Here is a 17,021-nt window from a genome sequence, read left to right as displayed (position 1 = left end):
CGAAATATCGACTGTCGTGCACGTCCGCGGACGCGGCGTCATGCCAATTGCGTACTACTGAGTCGTCGGGATGGCAGAGTGCCGAGGTTTTAGAGTGGCTAACAAAATGTAGCGAGCAGTCGCCAGGTGAGTGCGGTACGCGTGGTATATGCCGATTCCGAGCACCGGCCGCGCCCGCCTGGCGGCGGCGCAGTCGTTTTGTTGGCCGCTCTTAAAGTGGCCGGCAGTAGCCCTCCCAACTCGCACAGGTCTTCCAAGCTGCGTTGACCTGCGAAGCCTCAACCACCTCTCCCCCGAGGTCGATCAGGGATGTCTTCTGGCGCGCAGCGCAACCAGGACCGATGGCCATCGGGGATCTTCCAATCCCCCGCCTACCCCACACCCGTTACCGTCGCCGGCCCTAAAGACAGCACAACTGCTCAGCGCGTGCGGGTGGTTGGTTAGCACGCGACAGAAAATTGGCGCAACTCGACCCAGCGACCCGCATACCCAGCAAACGGGAGCGCGTAAACCCCCGTTCTGCCCGTCAAAAACCCAGCACCGCGTTTTTGGCACGTCGCGTGCATTGGCTCTAGCGGGACCGCAGACAGCATCACCGCTGCGGGGCGAGAGCAGAAATTGGAACAAACGAACGGGACAGGCAACTCATGACGCTGGCAACACACCCACATTCATCGCGCACCCGTCCGGCGTCCGGCGGGTCCCGTTCCTTGAGGCACTTCGCATGAAAATCAAACGCTTCGTTGCCCCGGACATGCGCACCGCATTCCGCATGGTGCGTGAAGAACATGGCCCGGATGCAGTGATCCTGTCCAACCGTCGTACAGCCGAAGGCATCGAGATCGTCGCGGCCAGCAATTACGACGAAGAACTCGTGCAGCGCGCCCTGGAAACGGCGCGCTCCGAGCCGCCGACCGCTGAGTCGGCCCAGATCCAGCAGGCGCCTGTGCAACAAGCTCCCGCCCTAGTTCATGCACCGCTCAAGCCGACGGCCGAGACCGGCATGCGCCAACGCGTTGCCAGCGCCGCCAACGACATGATCGCCGCCATGGCGCTGCGCCAGCCGATCAACCTGCTGCGCCAGAAGCCGGTCGCCGCATCGCTACATAGCGACGCCCCGTCGTCCACCGCCCAGGCACTAGCCCATGCGGTTGCAGTGGCGGCCGCGCCGTGCCGGGAACACGCGCTGTCGGCAATGCCGGAACAACTGTTCGCCGACTTTCTGACCACCGCCCCGGTGCAGCGCGCAGCCGTGCAGGCTGTCACCGCACCGACGCCGGTCATGGCTGCCGCCCTTGCGGTCGCCGCCCACGCCGGCTACGGCCAAGACGAGGACGACCGCGACGACGAGGCCGACTTCGACATGGATGACGCCCTGCCGCAGATCCTGCCGCCGGCCGCGTTGCCGCAGCTGGTGGTGGCTCCGGTTGCGCTGGTCGCCGCCGCCCCAACGCCGCAGAACGATGAAGAACTCAAGCAGTTGCGCGGTGAGCTGTCGCTGATGCGTCAGATGATCGAGCGCGAAATGAACCGCCTCACCGACGAGCGCCTGCGTGGCTCACCGGTGCGTGCGCAGGCTCTGGAGCTGATGGACGACTACGGCTTCGATGCCGGTCTGATCCGTGACGTGGTCCAGCAGATTCCGGCCGATACCGAATTACACCGTGGCCGCGGGCTGATGCTGGGTCTGCTTTCCAAGCGCCTGCCGGTTGCCCCGATCGACCCGCTGGAACGCGGCGGCGTGATCGCTCTGGTCGGCCCAACCGGCGCCGGCAAGACCACCACCATCGCCAAGCTTGCGCAACGCTTCGCCGCCCAGCACGCCCCGCGCGACGTGGCCCTTGTTACCACCGACACCCAGCGTGTCGGCGGCCGCGAGCAGCTGCACAGTTACGGCCGTCAGCTTGGCATCGCGGTGCACGAGGCCGACAGCGCCGAGAGCCTGCTGGAACTGCTCGAGCGCCTGCGCGACTACAAGCTGGTGTTGATCGACACCGCCGGCATGGGCCAGCGCGACCGCGCCCTGGCCGCGCAGTTGAACTGGCTGCGCGCCGCGCACCAGGTCACCTCGCTGCTGGTGCTGCCCGCCAACGCCCATTTTTCCGACCTCGACGAGGTCGTGCGCCGCTTCGCCCATGCCAAACCCCAAGGTGTGGTGCTGACCAAACTCGACGAGACCGGCCGCTTCGGCAGTGCCTTGTCGGTGGTGGTCGACCACCAAATGCCCATCACCTGGGTGACTGACGGACAGCGGGTCCCTGACGACCTGCACCGCGCCAATGCCGCCAGTCTCGTTCTTCGCCTTGAAGATTTACGGCGCGCTGCCGATAAGCCCTGTACTCCGGAGCACCAACATGCAGTCGCGTGAATACGCAAAACTGACCGACGCCTTCCCCTTGTCGACGACCCGTCCCGAGCCCTTGGGCCCAGTGCGCACCATCGCCATCACCGGTGGCAAGGGCGGCGTGGGTAAAACCAACATCTCCGCCAACCTGGCGGTGGCGTTGGCCGACATGGGCAAGCGCACCTTGCTGCTCGACGCCGACCTTGGCCTGGCTAATCTGGACGTGGTCCTGGGCCTGTCGCCCAAGTACACCCTGGCCGACCTGATCGCCGGCCGTTGCACGTTGGACGAGGTGATCATCGAAGGCCCCGGCGGCGTGTTGGTGGTTCCGGCCGCTTCCGGTCGCCGCCACATGGCGGAGCTGGCCCCGGCGCAGCACATCGGCCTGGTCAACGTGTTCTCCGAACTGGAACGCGACCTGGACATGATGGTCATCGACACCGCCGCCGGCATCACCGACAGCGTGCTGACCTTTTGCCAGGCCGCCCAGGACACCGTGGTGGTGGTCTGCGACGAACCGGCCTCGATCACCGATGCCTACGCGCTGATCAAGGTGCTTTCGCGCGAACGCGGTCTGGACCGTTTACAGGTCATCGCCAACATGGTGCGCAACCCCAACGAGGGCCGCCTGCTGTACGACAAGCTGTCGCGGGTCTGCGAAAAGTTTCTCGGCGACGTGTCGCTGAACTACCTCGGCCACGTGCCTCAGGACGACTGGCTGCGCCTATCGGTGCAGCGCCAGCAACCGGTCATCAAGGCTTATCCCGCCAGCCCATCGGCGCAGGCCATCTTGGAAATCGCTCGACGTACCTCGCGCTGGCAGGCCCCTACGGTGCCGGGCGGCAACGTCGAGTTCTTTGTCGAACGCATCATCCAACGGGGAGTGGCCGCATGAATACCGCAGCTGTGAATACCGCAACCGCGCAGTACCGTGCCGTGCAGCGCCACACCGCCAACGACATCGTTACCCAGCATGCCGATCTTGTCCGTCGCATCGCCCACCACCTGGCCGCGCGACTGCCGGCGAGCGTGGAAGTGGACGACTTGATTCAGGCCGGCATGATCGGCCTGATCGAAGCCTCGCGCAGTTACGACTCCGAACAGGGCGCCTCGTTCGAAACTTACGCTTCCATACGCATCCGCGGCTCGATGATCGATGAGATCCGCCGTGGCGACTGGGTGCCGCGTTCGGTGCACCGTCGCGCTCGCGACGCTGCTGCCGCCGTGCGAAAGATCGAGCAGAACACCGGCCGCGCCGCCGCCGCCACCGAAGTGGCAGCCGCGATGGAAATGCCGCTGCCCGATTACCTGCGTCTGATGGAAGATGCCTCCCGCGGCCAGGTGCTGAGTCTGGAGTCGCGGATCGAAGATCACGGGGAGCTGGACACCACCGCCAAGGGTGGCCCCAACCCGCAGCAAATGATGGAGCGTGGCGAATTCGGCCGCGAGCTGGGCAAGGCCATCGGCCTGTTGCCCGAGCGCGAACAGTTGGTGCTGTCGCTTTACTACGAACAGGAATTGAACCTGAAGGAAATTGGCGCCGTGCTCGGTGTCAGCGAATCGCGCGTCTGCCAGATCCATGGACAGGCGGTGGTGCGTCTGCGCGGCCGCCTCAAAGTCTTCGAGCTGGCCGATGCCGGTGTCGAAATTGACGAATAATTTTTTCGTGTTAGGAGCTTGATTGTGAATAAGAACATGCGGATCCTGATCGTGGACGATTTTTCGACGATGCGGCGTATCGTCAAGAATCTATTGGGCGATCTCGGCTTTACCAACACCGCAGAGGCCGAAGACGGAAACAGCGCATTGGCGGCATTGCGCGCTGGCCCGTTCGATTTCGTGGTCACCGACTGGAACATGCCCGGCATGACCGGCATCGACCTGCTGCGTAACATCCGCGCCGACGCCAAGCTCAAACATTTGCCAGTGATGATGGTGACCGCAGAAGCCAAGCGCGAGCAGATTATCGAAGCCGCACAGTGCGGCGTGAATGGCTACATCATCAAGCCATTCACCGCGCAGACGCTTGAAGAAAAGCTCGGCAAGGTGTTCGAACGTCTGGCGGCGACCGCATGATGGACGCCACAGTGGAAACCAATGCCGAACGCGCCGCATTGATCGACCGCCTGCAGGGCGCGCTCGATGCACTGGAAAGCGGCGACGAAGCTGCGTGGCGTCTTGAGGTGGATCACCTCGCCGCCTTGCGCACCCGTCCGATGATGCAGGGCCTGAGCCGGCTCGCACGCGAACTCGGTCAGGCGCTGGGCGAACTGCCCACCGTGCCCGAAGAAGCCGGCGAACTGGACGATGCGTGTTCGCGCCTGGACCACGTGGTGGAAATGACCGAAAAGGCCAGCCATCGCACGCTGGATCTGGTCGAGGAATGCCGCGAGCTGGCCGAGCAATTGCGCTCGGGCGGCTTGAGTGCCGACCAGGGCGTGTTGCTGGACAGGATGCGCAGCAGCCTGACCGAACTATCGTTGGCACAGAGCTACCAGGATCTGAGCGGCCAGATCATCCGGCGCGTGGCCAGCATCGTACGGCGCGTGCATGAAGGCTTCGGCGCACTCGGTCTGCCGCCGAAGAGCACCGAACCGAAAAAAGACGACGGCGGTCTTGCCGGTCCCGCAGTCAAGGGCCTGGACCGTCACGCGGTGTCGCAGGACGACGCCGATGACCTGCTGTCCGGATTGGGGTTGTAGCCATGAGTGCTGTTGCTGACGATATTGCAGCCGATTTCATCGTCGAGGCCCAGGAAATCCTGGATCGCCTTGGCGAACAACTGGTGTCGCTGGAACAGGCACCGGACGAAGCCGACCAGCTCAACGCGGTGTTCCGCGGTTTCCACACGCTCAAGGGCGGCGCCGGCTTTCTGGCGATCAAGCCCATGGTCGAGCTATGTCACGCTGCTGAGGAAACCCTCGGCATGGCGCGCTCCGGCCAGGCAGTGCTGCAGCCGCATCACTTCGATGCCGCGCAGCAGTCGCTGGACTATTTGCAGGCCATGCTGGATGCGATGGGCTCCGGTGCGCCCGTGCCGCATGCACCGGCCGCACTGATCGCACAATTCGATGCCAAAAGCGGCCCGCCGGCCATCAAGGCAGTGCCCAAGGCCGCTGCCGCAGCCGCACCGGCGCACGATAATGGCCACGCCGCTGCTGCGCCCGGTACCAAGGCCGCACCCAAGGCGGCGGCAAAGGGTGCCGACGCCGAACAGACTGTGCGCGTGGACACCAAGCGCCTGGACGCCATTGTCAATTTGATCGGTGAACTGGTGCTCTCGCGCAATCGTTTGAAGACCCTTCGCACCCGTTTGCGCGATGAAGAACTCGATCGCGCCGTCAGCGTGCTGGACATCGCCACCGCCCGCCTGCAGACCGCGGTCATGCGCACCCGCATGCAGCCGGTCAGCAAGGTGTTTTCGCGCTTTCCCAAAGTGGCTCGCGATGTCGCGCGCACCTTGTCCAAGGAAGTGGAACTGGAATTGATCGGCGCCGAGACCGAACTGGACCGCAACCTGGTCGAAGCCCTGGCCGATCCGCTGGTACACCTGGTGCGCAACGCCATCGACCACGGCATCGAATTGCCTGCATTGCGCGAAGCCACCGGCAAACCGCGTAGCGGCCATGTGCGTCTGTCCGCCCAGCAGGAAGGCGACTACGTCAGTATCGAAATTCAGGACGATGGCGCCGGCATCGACCCGGAACGGCTGCGCGAAATCGCCCGCAACAAGGGCCTGATCGACGCCGAAGCTGCCGCCCGTCTGAGCACCGACGAATGCCTGCATCTGATCTTCATGCCGGGTTTTTCGACCAAGGCCGAAGTCACCGACATCTCCGGCCGCGGTGTCGGCATGGATGTGGTGCAATCGCGCATCCGCGAACTCAGCGGGCAGATCCAGATCCAGTCCGAACTGGGCCGCGGCAGCCGCTTCATGATCCGTGTACCGCTGACGTTGGCGATCTTGCCGACCCTGCTGGTGCAGGCCGGCGAAGCGGTGTACGCATTACCGCTGGCCCGCGTGGTCGAAGTACTGCATGCACCGCAGACCTCGTTGGGTTGGTTCGACGGCCGCGCCGTGCTAGACCGCCGCTCGCACACTTTGCCGCTGATCGACCTGCGCCGCTGGCTGGGCGTGCCCGCCGAGCAACCGCCGCTATTGACGGTGGTGCTGCTGCAGGCCGGCGAAACCCGCTTCGGGCTGGTGGTAGATCAGGTGCGCGGCCGCGAGGAAGTGGTGATCAAACCCCTGCCCCGCGCCCTGCGTGGCCTGCCCGGCTACTCCGGCGCCACCTTGATCGGCGATGGCCGCATGGCGCTGATCCTGGATGTGGATGGGTTGCGGTCCAGCGATCATTGACCGGCGCGGCGACGGATCAATCTGCGGTATGAAGGCTCTATATCCGATGCAGCAGGGGACGTTGTGAGCCTGGATTGACCGACGTTGACGATCACATCGTCATCTCCGGCCCGGATTGTGGTCGTGTCTGCGTTTGGGCAAGGGTCTGTTGCTGCAGTTGCTCTTGCGCCACACGCTCATTGATCGCTTCGAGTTGCTGGTGAGACTGTTCGACAGGCGTGTGTGCAGCCTGCACCGTCAGCATGGAGGTCCGTATCATGCCGTGATCCGTCGGCGAACCCTGAACCAAGAAAACGGTCCGCGCGGCCTCGAAATCATCGGTTTGCCTGCTCAGCACCACATGATCGACGCGTGTCAGCTCTTTTTCCTTGGCCAGCACCAGCAAGCTCGCCGTCATGCGCTCACTGGTGGCATCGAAGCTGCGGCCGACCTGTTGATCGAGCTCGGCCACCTTGCCCTTGATCTGCTGGTACAACGCATGATCCGGGTGCGCGGCATCGGCGGGCGAGCGCGCGGGCGGGCGGCACCTCCTGATCGCGCAAGGATCGCTCATGGCGCCGTTCCGCAGGGCTCATCCACTTTTCGATCTCTGGCATGCCGGTGATCGTGCCAGTGGTAGGGTCGCGATCGATATTGACCCGCACCCAGTTTGCTTCGATATCGAGTTTGCCGGTGGTTCGATCCCGAGTTTCTTCAATAATTCTTGCGGCGGTTGCCTGTGCCTGCTCTTCCCACATATTTTTGGGCGCCCATAGACCTTGTTCCAGGCCTCTTTCACTGGCCGCTCGATTGAGACGAACAGTTAGGAAATCTTCCGGATCGCCACCCTGCCTGCGTGCAATCCCCTGCACGGACGCCTTGATCTCAAAGATCTCCCAGCGATTCGTCTCGGGATTGATACCAACCAAGTCGATACCGTGTCCCGAGTTATTCTGGATCGGCACCAGATCCCTATAGCCCTTCGCCGCCAGTTCGTACGACACCAACGCCTCGCCGATGGCGCCGACCTCGTGGTTCTTGAGAGACGCCAACTCACGTTTGCCGATAGCCGCATCGAGCGCAGCGTGAAACGACACCGGTCCATCGAACAGGCTGACATCGGAGCGTGCAAGGTGCGCCAATTCCTTGGGAAACAACGCGCCACTTTGCAACAGCCCGTCCAGGTTGCCCGAGCCACGCAACTCATCGACCAGGGCGCCAAGTTCGCCCTGGCTGCGCTTTACCCCCGCCAGGCCATGAAACATCAGATTGGCGCCATCGGCCTCCAATCCACCCTTGCCTTGCACCCGCCGCGCATCCTGCACCAGCTCGGCGAGCGTTTCGCTCAGCGCACCGGCTTGGCGATGTTCGAGGCTGCCTAATGCCCTTCCTGCGGCAGGCGCAAGTTCTTCGCCAGCATCGGCAACCGCCGCCACGCGTGCCAGCTTGGTCAGCTTGGTGGTGGGCACAAAGGTCGCGATGATTTCGACCGCTGCCGCGCCTTTGGCATCCCCCAGATACTCGTGCTCCTTGCCCTCGCGGGTGGCCTGCTCCAGGCCTGCTTTCCAGGTGTTCCAGGCGCCAACGGCGGCATGGCGCAAATCGCGCGGCAGCTTGGCGGGGTCTTCGATGGCCTCGGATGCATAGACCGACGCCGCCCCGATGACCAGATTGCGAAAATCCCGATCCGTACTGAACTGATGCGCAAACTTGGCCAGATCCACCGTCTCGCCCAGCATGCCAAGGCCATGCCGGGTGGCACCTTTGAGGGCGCCATAGCTTTCCTGCGCACCACCAGCCACTTCACCGGCAGCATGGTCGAGATAGCGGTTGTGCGGCGTTTCGCGCGCGGTTTCCGCCCACCGCCGCGTCGCGGCCAGGTTGTCGCTGATCTGCCGATCGGTCCACGCTAGCGCTTGGCCTGCACGTGCCGATGCATCCCGCGCAGCAGCGCCCATCGGCTCTTCCACATAACGCTCGTAGTCTCGCTCGACCCATGATTCACCGACATTTGCCGCATCCAGCGCCGCATCGAACCGCTTCGCATCGGAGGCGGGCAACCGACTGGAAATGGCCTCGATCAACAAACCCACCTGCGCTCTGCCGCGCGCATCGGCATAGACAGGCGAACTCACGATCGCAGCGACCACACCCCGCGCATCCAAGCCGTCCAAGGTCTGATGCGCGTTGATCAACCGGTAGGCCTGATACGCGGTGAGATCCACCTGTCCGGTCGCGTCGGTGGCTTGCGCCAGCGCAGCCAGATCGGATGTGCGGGTCGAGCGGGTCGTGTCGTGCATGCCCAGGTCCTTATTTAATGGGTGGTCTAACGGAACTGCGGGTAATCCTCGATCAGGCGTACTTCCACGGCAGCCGCCAGCGGATGCGGTTCCACAGGGGGGAGATCACGCACCAACGCCCACGGCGTATCGATCAACAGATGGTCGATAACGAACTCCGGCAGTCCTTTTCGACGGCGCATTGCCTGGACGGCAAGAAGTTCTGCGGGAAAGACTCGATCCAGGGTTTCTTCAAACTCGTACTTGGTCCGATCCGTACCGTCCTTGCTGCGCGTGATATGGAAGTCGGCCGCTTTCTGCATTACCGATCTAAACACGTCCTCCTCTTCGCTATGCCAATGATCCAGCACCGCTTGATACTCCGGGATGAGCTCTACCGGCGCAACGAAATCGGTTTCCATCTTGAACGCCTGGGAAAACAACCCGACCAGAAAGGCGTCGCTGGTGCCATGCTTGATTCTGCGCATTTCGTGCAGTGTATTGAGCCGCTGGTCCTTTTCGGCCATCTCGATAAACAGTTGCGCACAGGTCTCGGCGTTATCCCACCACGACAGCATGGCCGCGCCAGCCGCGGCCATTCCATCGGAGAATTCTGCAGGCCAGTTGCCCAGGTCCTGACGCATGTCGCTGTACATACCATCCCAACGAAACACCAGCGCACGCAATGAGACAACGTGTTGGAGCGAACGCCTGAGTGTTTCCACATCGGAGCGAAGAAATGCGTCACAGCTGGTCACATCATAGTAGAGAGCAAGACGACTTAGATAAAGCCCGGCCTTCGCATCCAATGGCCCAGTAGTGTCAAGAAAACCTTGGACAGCGATGGAGAACCTCTCATAGTCGCCCCTCTTTTGAACGCGTTCCAACCACTCGCGGCATCCCTGGGTCAACTTCTTCAAAGAGGGGTAAGGCGTGATTTGCATACGAAGCGGTAGTCCTATTTGTAGCAATTCAAACACGCCGTGAGTTGTTCCGGCGTCGACATCGCTCATGCGATATAGGCGTCTTATGTACCGCTTTCGACTTGCCCAGGTCAATTATTTAACGGAATTGCGGGTAATCCTTGATCAGGCGTGCTTCCACGGCAGCGGCAAGCGGATGCGGTTCCACAGGGGGGAGATCACGCACCAACGTCCACGGCGTATCGATCAATAGATGGTCGATTGCAAACTCCGGCAGACCTTTTCGACGGCGCATTGCCTGGACGGCGCGAAGCTCTGCTGGAAAGACCCGATTGAAGAGCTAACGACCATGGGGAAAAAACGGGCCTTTTTGTCGCACAGAGAAAAAGGGTCTTTGGGACTGCCCACGACAACTTTCTGGCGCAGCACGCGTGTGTTTCTATCAAGTCTGCCGTGCTTGGGCCGATACCGCTTGCATGGACAGACTTAGCGTAATCGGACTAGTGCTCGCGATCGTGGCGATCGTGGGCGGCAGCGTTTTGAAAGGTGCCGGCATTTCGTCGCTGTGGTCGCCGGCTGCCTTCTTGATCGTGATTGTCGGTACTGTGGCGGCGATCCTGCTGCACACCTCGCCGGCAGTTTTCCGGCGCGCGTTCAGGATCCTGCGCTGGGTGATCCAGCCGCCGGCCAGCGATCGGCCGCAGCTGCTGGCCCGCATCGTGGAGTGGAGCAACATTGCCCGTCGCCAGGGCCTGCTGGGCCTGGAAGACCAGCTGCCGCGGCAGAACGACGCCTTCCTGCGCAAAGGCCTGCAGATGCTGGTCGATGGCGTGGAGCCGGAATCCATGCGGCATATGCTCGAGATCGAAGTGGACAATCAGGAGCGCAAGGATCTTGCCGCCGCCAAGGTGTTCGAAGGCATGGGCATCTACGCGCCCACGCTGGGCATCATCGGTGCGGTGCTGGGATTGATGGCGGTGATGAAGAATCTGGCCGACCCGGCCATGCTCGGGCACGGCATCGCTGCAGCGTTCACCGCCACCATCTACGGAATCGCCTCGGCCAACCTGTTGTTTCTCCCAGTCGCTGCCAAGCTGAAGAGCGTCATCCAGTGCAGCACCAACGAGCGCGAAATGGCGATCGAAGGCTTGATCGCGATCGCCCAGGGCGAGAACCCGCGCAACATCGAATCGAAACTGGCCGGATACTTGCATTAGCCCGCCATGGCACGTCGTCGCAAACATCACGAAGAACATGGCAACCACGAAGCGTGGGCGATTCCGTATGCCGATCTGATGACCTTACTGCTGGCGTTCTTCGTGGTGATGTACGCCATCTCCTCGCTCAACGAAGGCAAGTACAAAGTCGTGGCACAGGCGTTCACCACTGCGTTCGGTGGCTCATCCAATGCGGCCAGCCCGGTGCAGATCGGCAAGGCCCAGACGCAGGGCGCAGACTACGACCGCCCGTCGGTGATCAAGGCCGGCGCGCCGATGGCCTATCCCAACGGGCCGACCGACACCACCCTGTTACCTTCCATAGCCGCGCAGATGCGCATGCCGGTGTCGTTGCGCAACCAAGCGCAGCTGGCGCGCGCGCAGCGACAGATGGATGCGGTGGCGCAACAGCTGAGCAAAACGTTGTCGCCGCTGATCGACAAAAAACTCATCACCATCCGCCGCAACGATCTGTGGATCGAGGTGGAGATCAACAGCGACATCCTGTTCGGCACCGGTTCGGCTGCGCTGGCCAGCACGGCGCGCGCCACCCTGTCCACGCTGGCTTCGGTGCTGCGCGATGCGCCCAACGGCGTGCGCGTGGAGGGTTATACCGATAACCAGCCGATCGCAACCGCGCAGTTCCCTTCCAATTGGGAGCTATCGGCCGCGCGCGCAGCCAGCGTTGTGCACTTGTTTGCCGACGACGGCATCGCCCCGCAGCGATTGGCGATGGTGGGCTATGGAGAATTCCGCGCACGTGCCGATAACAGTACTGAGGCGGGACGGAATGCGAACCGGCGCGTGGTGTTGATCATCCTCGCTGACTCGGCTGGCTCACTCGCTCCCGATCCGCCATCGCAGATGCATGCGACCGCCGCCGGGGCGCCCAAGCTTCCCAAGTCTGGCGGCGGCCAAACAGCCGTTACCACCGTAAGCGGCACAAATTCCGTCCCCGCCGTAATTCAAGGAGTGCAGTGAGATGCGTATCTGGGCAATCGCCAACCAAAAGGGCGGTGTAGGCAAGACCACTACGACGCTGGCATTGGGTCGCGGTCTGGCCGCGCTCGGCCATCGGGTGTTGCTGATCGACCTCGACCCGCACTCCTCGCTCACCCGTGCGTTCGGCGTGGCGGTGGACCCGCCGCCGCGCGGGGTGCTGGACCTGTTCGGCACTCCGCCGAGCGATCTGGCCAGCCTGCTGCACGAAAGCGCCATTCCTGGCTTGTCCTATGTCTGCGCGCAAGCCGCACTGGCCACGCTGGAACGTCGCAGCGCTACGCAGCCAGGTCTGGGCTTGGCCCTTCAGAACGCCATGAGCCGCCATGCCGGCCAGCACGACTACATCTTGCTCGACTGCCCGCCCACGCTCGGACTGTTGATGATCAATGCATTGGCCGCCTGCGACCGCGTGGTAGTACCGACCCAGGCCGAGCCGCTCGCGCTGCATGGCCTGGCCAGCATGGTGCGCACCGCAGACATGGTGCAGCGTTCGCGTCGACGCGAACTCCCGGTGTCGATCCTGCCGACCTTGTTCGACCGCCGTACGCGCGCCGGCACCGACACGCTCAAGGAAATGCAGGCCACCTACGGCGCCTTGGTCTGGGAAGACGCAGTGCCGGTGGATACCCGAATTTGCAATGCCGCTGCACTGACCCTGCCCGCCACCGGTGGTGACTATCAGGGCCGCGGCCTGTCCGCCTATCGACGTGCGCTGGAATGGGTGATGGCAGAAGACGCGATGCGCATGGAGCAAGCCGCATGAGCAACCATAGCGCCAACGGTGAGATGGACGATTATCTGGAAGGGCTGCTACACGATGCTGGTGTCGAGATCCCTTCCCACGCCGCGACTGCAGACATCGCCGCTGCAACGGTGCTTGCCGATGCAGACGTCGCACTAGCCGAATCACCTGTGCGGATCGCCGCCGCACCGCAGGTCGCTGCCACCGTCCTCAATGCCGTAGACATCGCCGCCGATTTCCTGGCCGAAATGGACGCCGACCCGGCCTTCGGTGCGCCAGTGGTTGCCGCACCGAGTGCCGTAGACATCGCCGCCGATTTCCTGGCCGAAATGGATGCCGACCCGGCCTTCGGTGCGCCAGTGGTTGCCGCACCGAGTGCCGTAGACATCGCCGCCGATTTCCTGGCCGAAATGGATGCCGACCCGGCCTTCGGTGCGCCAGTGGTTGCCGCACCGAAGGCCGTAGACATCGCTGCCGATTTCCTGGCCGAAATGGATGTCGACCCGGCCTTCGCAACGGCCGCACCCAGCCCGTTTATGAGCACGGTCGATCTGATGGCCGAAATGGACGCGGACCCGGCCTTCGGTCTTGCCGAACCGGCAGCAACAGCACCTGCACCTGCACCTGCACGCGCTGCGCCGGCACCGATGCCAGCGCCGCACCGCGCGCCACCGGCACCGGCCTATCCGCAAGGCCTGCAAGCACTGTTGGCACCTGGCCAGGCCGAACGCATCCATGCCGAACGCCGTATAAGCGAACGCAGCACACGTTGGTTGCGCCTGCGCTGCGGCGAGCAGACCTATGCGCTGGAATTGCTCAAGGTGCAGGAAGTGGTGTTGCCTGTGCCGCTACTGCCATTGCGCGGCACCGCCAGCGCGATGCTTGGCATCATGAACCTGCGTGGCCAGGTGGTGCCGGTGATCGATCTGGGCGTGCATCTGGGTTCGTCGCCGGTGGACATGGATCTGCAGACGCGTGTGGTGGTGCTGGAAGAAAATGGCGAAACCATGGGCTTGCGTGTGTCGGCGGTGGAAGACGTCACAAGCCTCACCGATCAGCAGATCGAGCCACCGGACAACGCACGCCTGTGCCGCATTTCCAACAACCTGTTCCGTGGTGTGGCACGTCTGGGCCACCAGCCGATGATCCTGCTAGACGCCAGCCATCTGCTGCATTGATGGGCAGCCGACGCGCACCTGCACGCACAACGATTCAGCGTTAAAGCTTTTTCGCACCCCGCCGTTAGTACGCATAGAACAATCCGTTCGGAGCAACCATGAGCACAGTGACATTGGGCGAGGATCTCGGCATCGAGACCAGCGCCGACCTCAAGCAAAAACTTGCCGGATTCCTCGTGCAGGACGGCGAGCTGTTGCTTGATGCCGGCGACGTCCGGCGTATCCACACCGCTAGCGTGCAGGTGCTCTGCGCCTTTGTGCAGGCGCGCCGCCAAGCCGGCCTGCACATCGAATTCGATGTCTGCAACGACACCTTTAGAGATGCGGCTCGTCTGCTCGGCGTCACCGACGCGCTCGGACTTTCCGCATCCAATGACAACCTGAAATCTGTGGAGAACGCCGCATGAGCGCACGTATCTTGGTGGTGGACGATTCGGCGTCGATGCGCCAGATGGTCTCTTTCGCCCTCACCTCGGCCGGCTTTGCCGTCGAAGAAGCCGAAGACGGCGCCGTTGCGCTGGGCCGCGCGAAGGGCCAGCGCTTCAATGCGGTGGTGACCGACGTGAACATGCCCAATATGGATGGCATTTCTCTGATCCGCGAACTGCGCCAGCTGCCGGACTACAAGTTCACCCCGATGCTCATGCTGACCACCGAGTCGGCAGCCGATAAAAAGTCCGAAGGCAAGGCGGCGGGTGCGACCGGTTGGCTGGTGAAGCCGTTCAATCCAGAACAGCTGATCGCCACCGTCCAGAAAGTTCTGGGTTAATTCTTTTTCGCTTCACCATCGGATCTCACGCCCATGAGCATGGACCTGCAACGTTTCCACGCGACCTTTTTCGAGGAAAGCCGTGAAGGGCTCGACGCGATGGAGGCCGGGTTGCTGTCCCTTGAAGAGGGCAACCGCGACCCGGAAATCATCAACTCGGTGTTCCGCGCCGCGCACTCGATCAAAGGTGGCGCTGCCACTTTCGGTTTCGAGGCCGTCGCCGGCCTGACTCACGTGCTGGAGACGCTGCTGGACGAACTGCGCTCCAACAAGCGCCAGCTCGAACCCAATGCAGTCGATGCCATGCTCGGCTCGGTCGATGTGCTGCGCGCCTTGCTGCGCGAAGCCGAACACGGCACTCCGGCGGACCCGGCTGCGGTCAAGGCCGTGCACGTTCGTTTAAACGCAGTGTTAGCTGGCCAAGCGCCGGTGGCCGCCGTGGTCGCCATGCCCAAGGAAGAAGAACCCGACGCCTGGCGCATCGGCTTTACGCCCACCCCGTCGCTGTTCATGAGCGGCAACGACCCGCTGCGCATCATTCGCGAGCTCGAACATCTGGGCCCATTGCAGATTGCCGCACGTCTGGAGCGCATGCCGGGCTTTGAAAACATCGACCCACTGGAAGCCTATTTGGCGTGGGATCTGGGCCTGATCGGCAAGATTCCGCGCAGCAAGATCGAAGACACCTTTGCCTGGGTGGTAGACGATTGCGAACTGGACATCCGCCCGATGGCGATCCCCGGCCCGCCGGCCAGCCTGGCGGTCGACGCCGGCGCAGCCGCACCTGTTGCGGCGACTGCTACCGCCGCCGCTGCCAAGCCTGCCAAGGCCGCTACTGCCGAAGCCGAGAGCTCGATCCGCGTCAGCGTCGACAAGGTCGATGCGTTGATCAATCTGGTCGGCGAATTGGTGATCACGCAGGCCATGCTCAAGCAGGTTTCCGCCGATCTGGACCCGTCACATGCCGAGCGTCTGTTTGCCGGCCTGGATCTGCTTGAGCGCAACACCCGCGATCTGCAGGAAGCGGTCATCGGCGTGCGCATGTTGCCCGTCGATGCGGTGTTCCGCCGCTTCCCGCGCCTGGTCCGCGATCTCTCCAGCCGTCTCGGCAAGCAGGTGCGTCTGCGCACCATCGGCGAAAGCACCGAGTTGGACAAGGGCTTGATCGAAAAGATTGCCGATCCGTTGGTGCACTTGGTGCGCAACTCGATCGACCATGGTCTGGAAATGCCCGACGCGCGCCGCGCATCAGGCAAGGACGAGACCGGTACCATCACCCTGGCGGCATCGCATCAGGGCGGTCACATCGTGATCGAAGTCAGCGACGACGGCCGTGGTCTCAATCGCGCCAAGATCCTGGAAAAGGCGGCCGAACGCGGCATTGCAGTGCCGGACAACCCGACCGATGCGCAGGTGTGGGACCTGATCTTCGCACCGGGCTTCTCCACCGCCGATGCGGTGACCGATCTCTCCGGTCGTGGCGTGGGCATGGACGTGGTCCGCCGCAATATCCAGGGGCTGGGCGGCGAAGTGCAGCTGGAAAGCAACGCCGGTAGCGGAACCCGCGTGCTGATCCGTCTGCCACTGACGCTGGCGATTCTCGACGGCATGACCGTGTCGGTGGCTGGCGAAACCTTGATTCTGCCGCTGGCCTACGTGCTCGAAGCGCTGCAGCCTGCGCCGGAAGACATCCGCTCGATGACTGGCGACGGCCGTGTGTTGCGGGTGCGTGGCGAGTATCTGCCGATTCTCTCGCTCACCAACTACTACGGCTTCGGCGGGCAGCAGTCCTCGCAGGAACCGCTGGTGGTGGTGGTCGAAGGCGACGGCCAAAAGATCGCGCTGGAAGTGGACGAATTGCTCGGCCAGCAACAGGTCGTGGTCAAGAACATCGAAAATAACTATCGCCGTATCCCGGGCGTTTCCGGCGCCACCATTCTCGGCGATGGTCGGGTGTCGCTGATCGTGGACATCGGTGGGCTGGTGCGTTCGTTGAAGGTGCCGCAGGCGGCGTAAAATTGAAGGAGGCGACTACAAAGCTGCCCTGCTATAATTTTGTCGAAACCTCGATAGGGGACGATCATCGCTGGACCTGTATCACGCGCAAGGTCGTGGGCTAGGCGATGGCGCCGGGCATGCCCGCCGAGTTGGTGTGTGCAGCGCGTTGCAGATGGCCATCGCCCTGCGCCAGTCCAGGCCGAGTTCTCCCGGAGAAGACCAACTGCGAA

17 protein-coding genes are annotated in these 17,021 nt (G+C 63.0%); 13 read left to right on the top strand and 4 right to left on the bottom strand.

Going from position 1 to position 17,021, the window contains the following annotated elements; translation table 11 throughout:
• Positions 1–724: 724 nt before the first annotated feature.
• From flhF to J5I97_RS08375, 6 genes are read left to right on the top strand one after another with little or no spacing between them, the layout of a single operon-like run.
• Positions 725–2,368, top strand: a complete 1,644-nt coding sequence (flhF, locus tag J5I97_RS08400) for a flagellar biosynthesis protein FlhF (protein WP_208591157.1) — start codon at positions 725–727, stop codon at positions 2,366–2,368.
• The gene (locus J5I97_RS08395; RefSeq protein WP_208591155.1) at positions 2,355–3,239 is read left to right on the top strand and encodes a MinD/ParA family protein; all 885 of its coding nucleotides are present in this window, start codon (positions 2,355–2,357) and stop codon (positions 3,237–3,239) included. The genes flhF and J5I97_RS08395 overlap by 14 nt, the downstream gene beginning before the upstream one ends.
• Complete coding sequence (locus J5I97_RS08390; RefSeq protein ID WP_002813531.1) at positions 3,236–4,003, top strand: RNA polymerase sigma factor FliA; 768 nt, start codon at positions 3,236–3,238, stop codon at positions 4,001–4,003. The genes J5I97_RS08395 and J5I97_RS08390 overlap by 4 nt, the downstream gene beginning before the upstream one ends.
• A gap of 24 nt (positions 4,004–4,027) precedes the next feature.
• The gene (gene cheY, locus J5I97_RS08385; RefSeq protein WP_002813536.1) at positions 4,028–4,420 is read left to right on the top strand and encodes a chemotaxis response regulator CheY; all 393 of its coding nucleotides are present in this window, start codon (positions 4,028–4,030) and stop codon (positions 4,418–4,420) included.
• Positions 4,420–5,046, top strand: a complete 627-nt coding sequence (locus tag J5I97_RS08380) for a protein phosphatase CheZ (protein ID WP_208591626.1) — start codon at positions 4,420–4,422, stop codon at positions 5,044–5,046. Before cheY ends, J5I97_RS08380 begins: the two co-directional genes overlap by 1 nt.
• A gap of 2 nt (positions 5,047–5,048) precedes the next feature.
• Positions 5,049–6,704 carry a chemotaxis protein CheA gene (locus J5I97_RS08375; RefSeq protein WP_208591154.1) on the top strand — a complete coding sequence of 552 codons (1,656 nt, stop codon included), beginning with the start codon at positions 5,049–5,051 and terminating at the stop codon, positions 6,702–6,704.
• 91 nt (positions 6,705–6,795) lie between these two features.
• On the opposite strand, the gene J5I97_RS19910 is transcribed toward J5I97_RS08375, so the two are convergent.
• From J5I97_RS19910 to J5I97_RS08360, 4 genes are read right to left on the bottom strand one after another with little or no spacing between them, the layout of a single operon-like run.
• Positions 6,796–7,179 (bottom strand): XVIPCD domain-containing protein, encoded by a 384-nt coding sequence (locus J5I97_RS19910; protein ID WP_238135683.1) that lies wholly within the window; start codon positions 7,177–7,179, stop codon positions 6,796–6,798.
• Positions 7,106–8,983 carry a hypothetical protein gene (locus J5I97_RS08370; RefSeq protein WP_238135682.1) on the bottom strand — a complete coding sequence of 626 codons (1,878 nt, stop codon included), beginning with the start codon at positions 8,981–8,983 and terminating at the stop codon, positions 7,106–7,108. Before J5I97_RS08370 ends, J5I97_RS19910 begins: the two co-directional genes overlap by 74 nt.
• 26 nt (positions 8,984–9,009) lie before the next feature.
• Positions 9,010–9,975, bottom strand: a complete 966-nt coding sequence (locus J5I97_RS08365) for a hypothetical protein (protein ID WP_208591152.1) — start codon at positions 9,973–9,975, stop codon at positions 9,010–9,012.
• A gap of 49 nt (positions 9,976–10,024) precedes the next feature.
• A complete protein-coding gene (locus tag J5I97_RS08360) occupies positions 10,025–10,180 on the bottom strand; it encodes a hypothetical protein (protein WP_208591150.1) in 156 nt (51 codons plus the stop codon).
• A gap of 181 nt (positions 10,181–10,361) precedes the next feature.
• On the opposite strand from J5I97_RS08360, the gene J5I97_RS08355 reads away from it, so the two are divergent.
• From J5I97_RS08355 to J5I97_RS08325, 7 genes are all read left to right on the top strand, one after another.
• The gene (locus J5I97_RS08355; RefSeq protein ID WP_208591148.1) at positions 10,362–11,102 is read left to right on the top strand and encodes a flagellar motor protein; all 741 of its coding nucleotides are present in this window, start codon (positions 10,362–10,364) and stop codon (positions 11,100–11,102) included.
• A gap of 6 nt (positions 11,103–11,108) precedes the next feature.
• Complete coding sequence (motD, locus tag J5I97_RS08350; RefSeq protein ID WP_208591146.1) at positions 11,109–12,083, top strand: flagellar motor protein MotD; 975 nt, start codon at positions 11,109–11,111, stop codon at positions 12,081–12,083.
• Between the two features lies 1 nt (position 12,084).
• On the top strand, positions 12,085–12,867 hold the full coding sequence (locus tag J5I97_RS08345; protein ID WP_208591144.1) for a ParA family protein: 783 nt from the start codon (positions 12,085–12,087) through the stop codon (positions 12,865–12,867).
• Positions 12,864–14,024, top strand: a complete 1,161-nt coding sequence (locus J5I97_RS08340) for a chemotaxis protein CheW (RefSeq protein ID WP_208591142.1) — start codon at positions 12,864–12,866, stop codon at positions 14,022–14,024. Before J5I97_RS08345 ends, J5I97_RS08340 begins: the two co-directional genes overlap by 4 nt.
• 98 nt (positions 14,025–14,122) lie before the next feature.
• A complete protein-coding gene (locus tag J5I97_RS08335; RefSeq protein WP_208591134.1) occupies positions 14,123–14,431 on the top strand; it encodes an STAS domain-containing protein in 309 nt (102 codons plus the stop codon).
• Entirely contained in the window at positions 14,428–14,793 is a 366-nt protein-coding gene (locus tag J5I97_RS08330; RefSeq protein WP_002806565.1) for a response regulator, read from the top strand. The genes J5I97_RS08335 and J5I97_RS08330 overlap by 4 nt, the downstream gene beginning before the upstream one ends.
• Before the next feature lie 33 nt (positions 14,794–14,826).
• The gene (locus J5I97_RS08325; protein WP_208591132.1) at positions 14,827–16,809 is read left to right on the top strand and encodes a chemotaxis protein CheA; all 1,983 of its coding nucleotides are present in this window, start codon (positions 14,827–14,829) and stop codon (positions 16,807–16,809) included.
• Positions 16,810–17,021: the final 212 nt, after the last annotated feature.

Source organism: Xanthomonas fragariae, from assembly GCF_017603965.1.
Lineage (GTDB): Bacteria > Pseudomonadota > Gammaproteobacteria > Xanthomonadales > Xanthomonadaceae > Xanthomonas > Xanthomonas fragariae_A.
The sequence above is the reverse complement of the archived record's forward strand: the minus strand, read 5'-3'. Positions and strand labels throughout refer to the sequence as shown.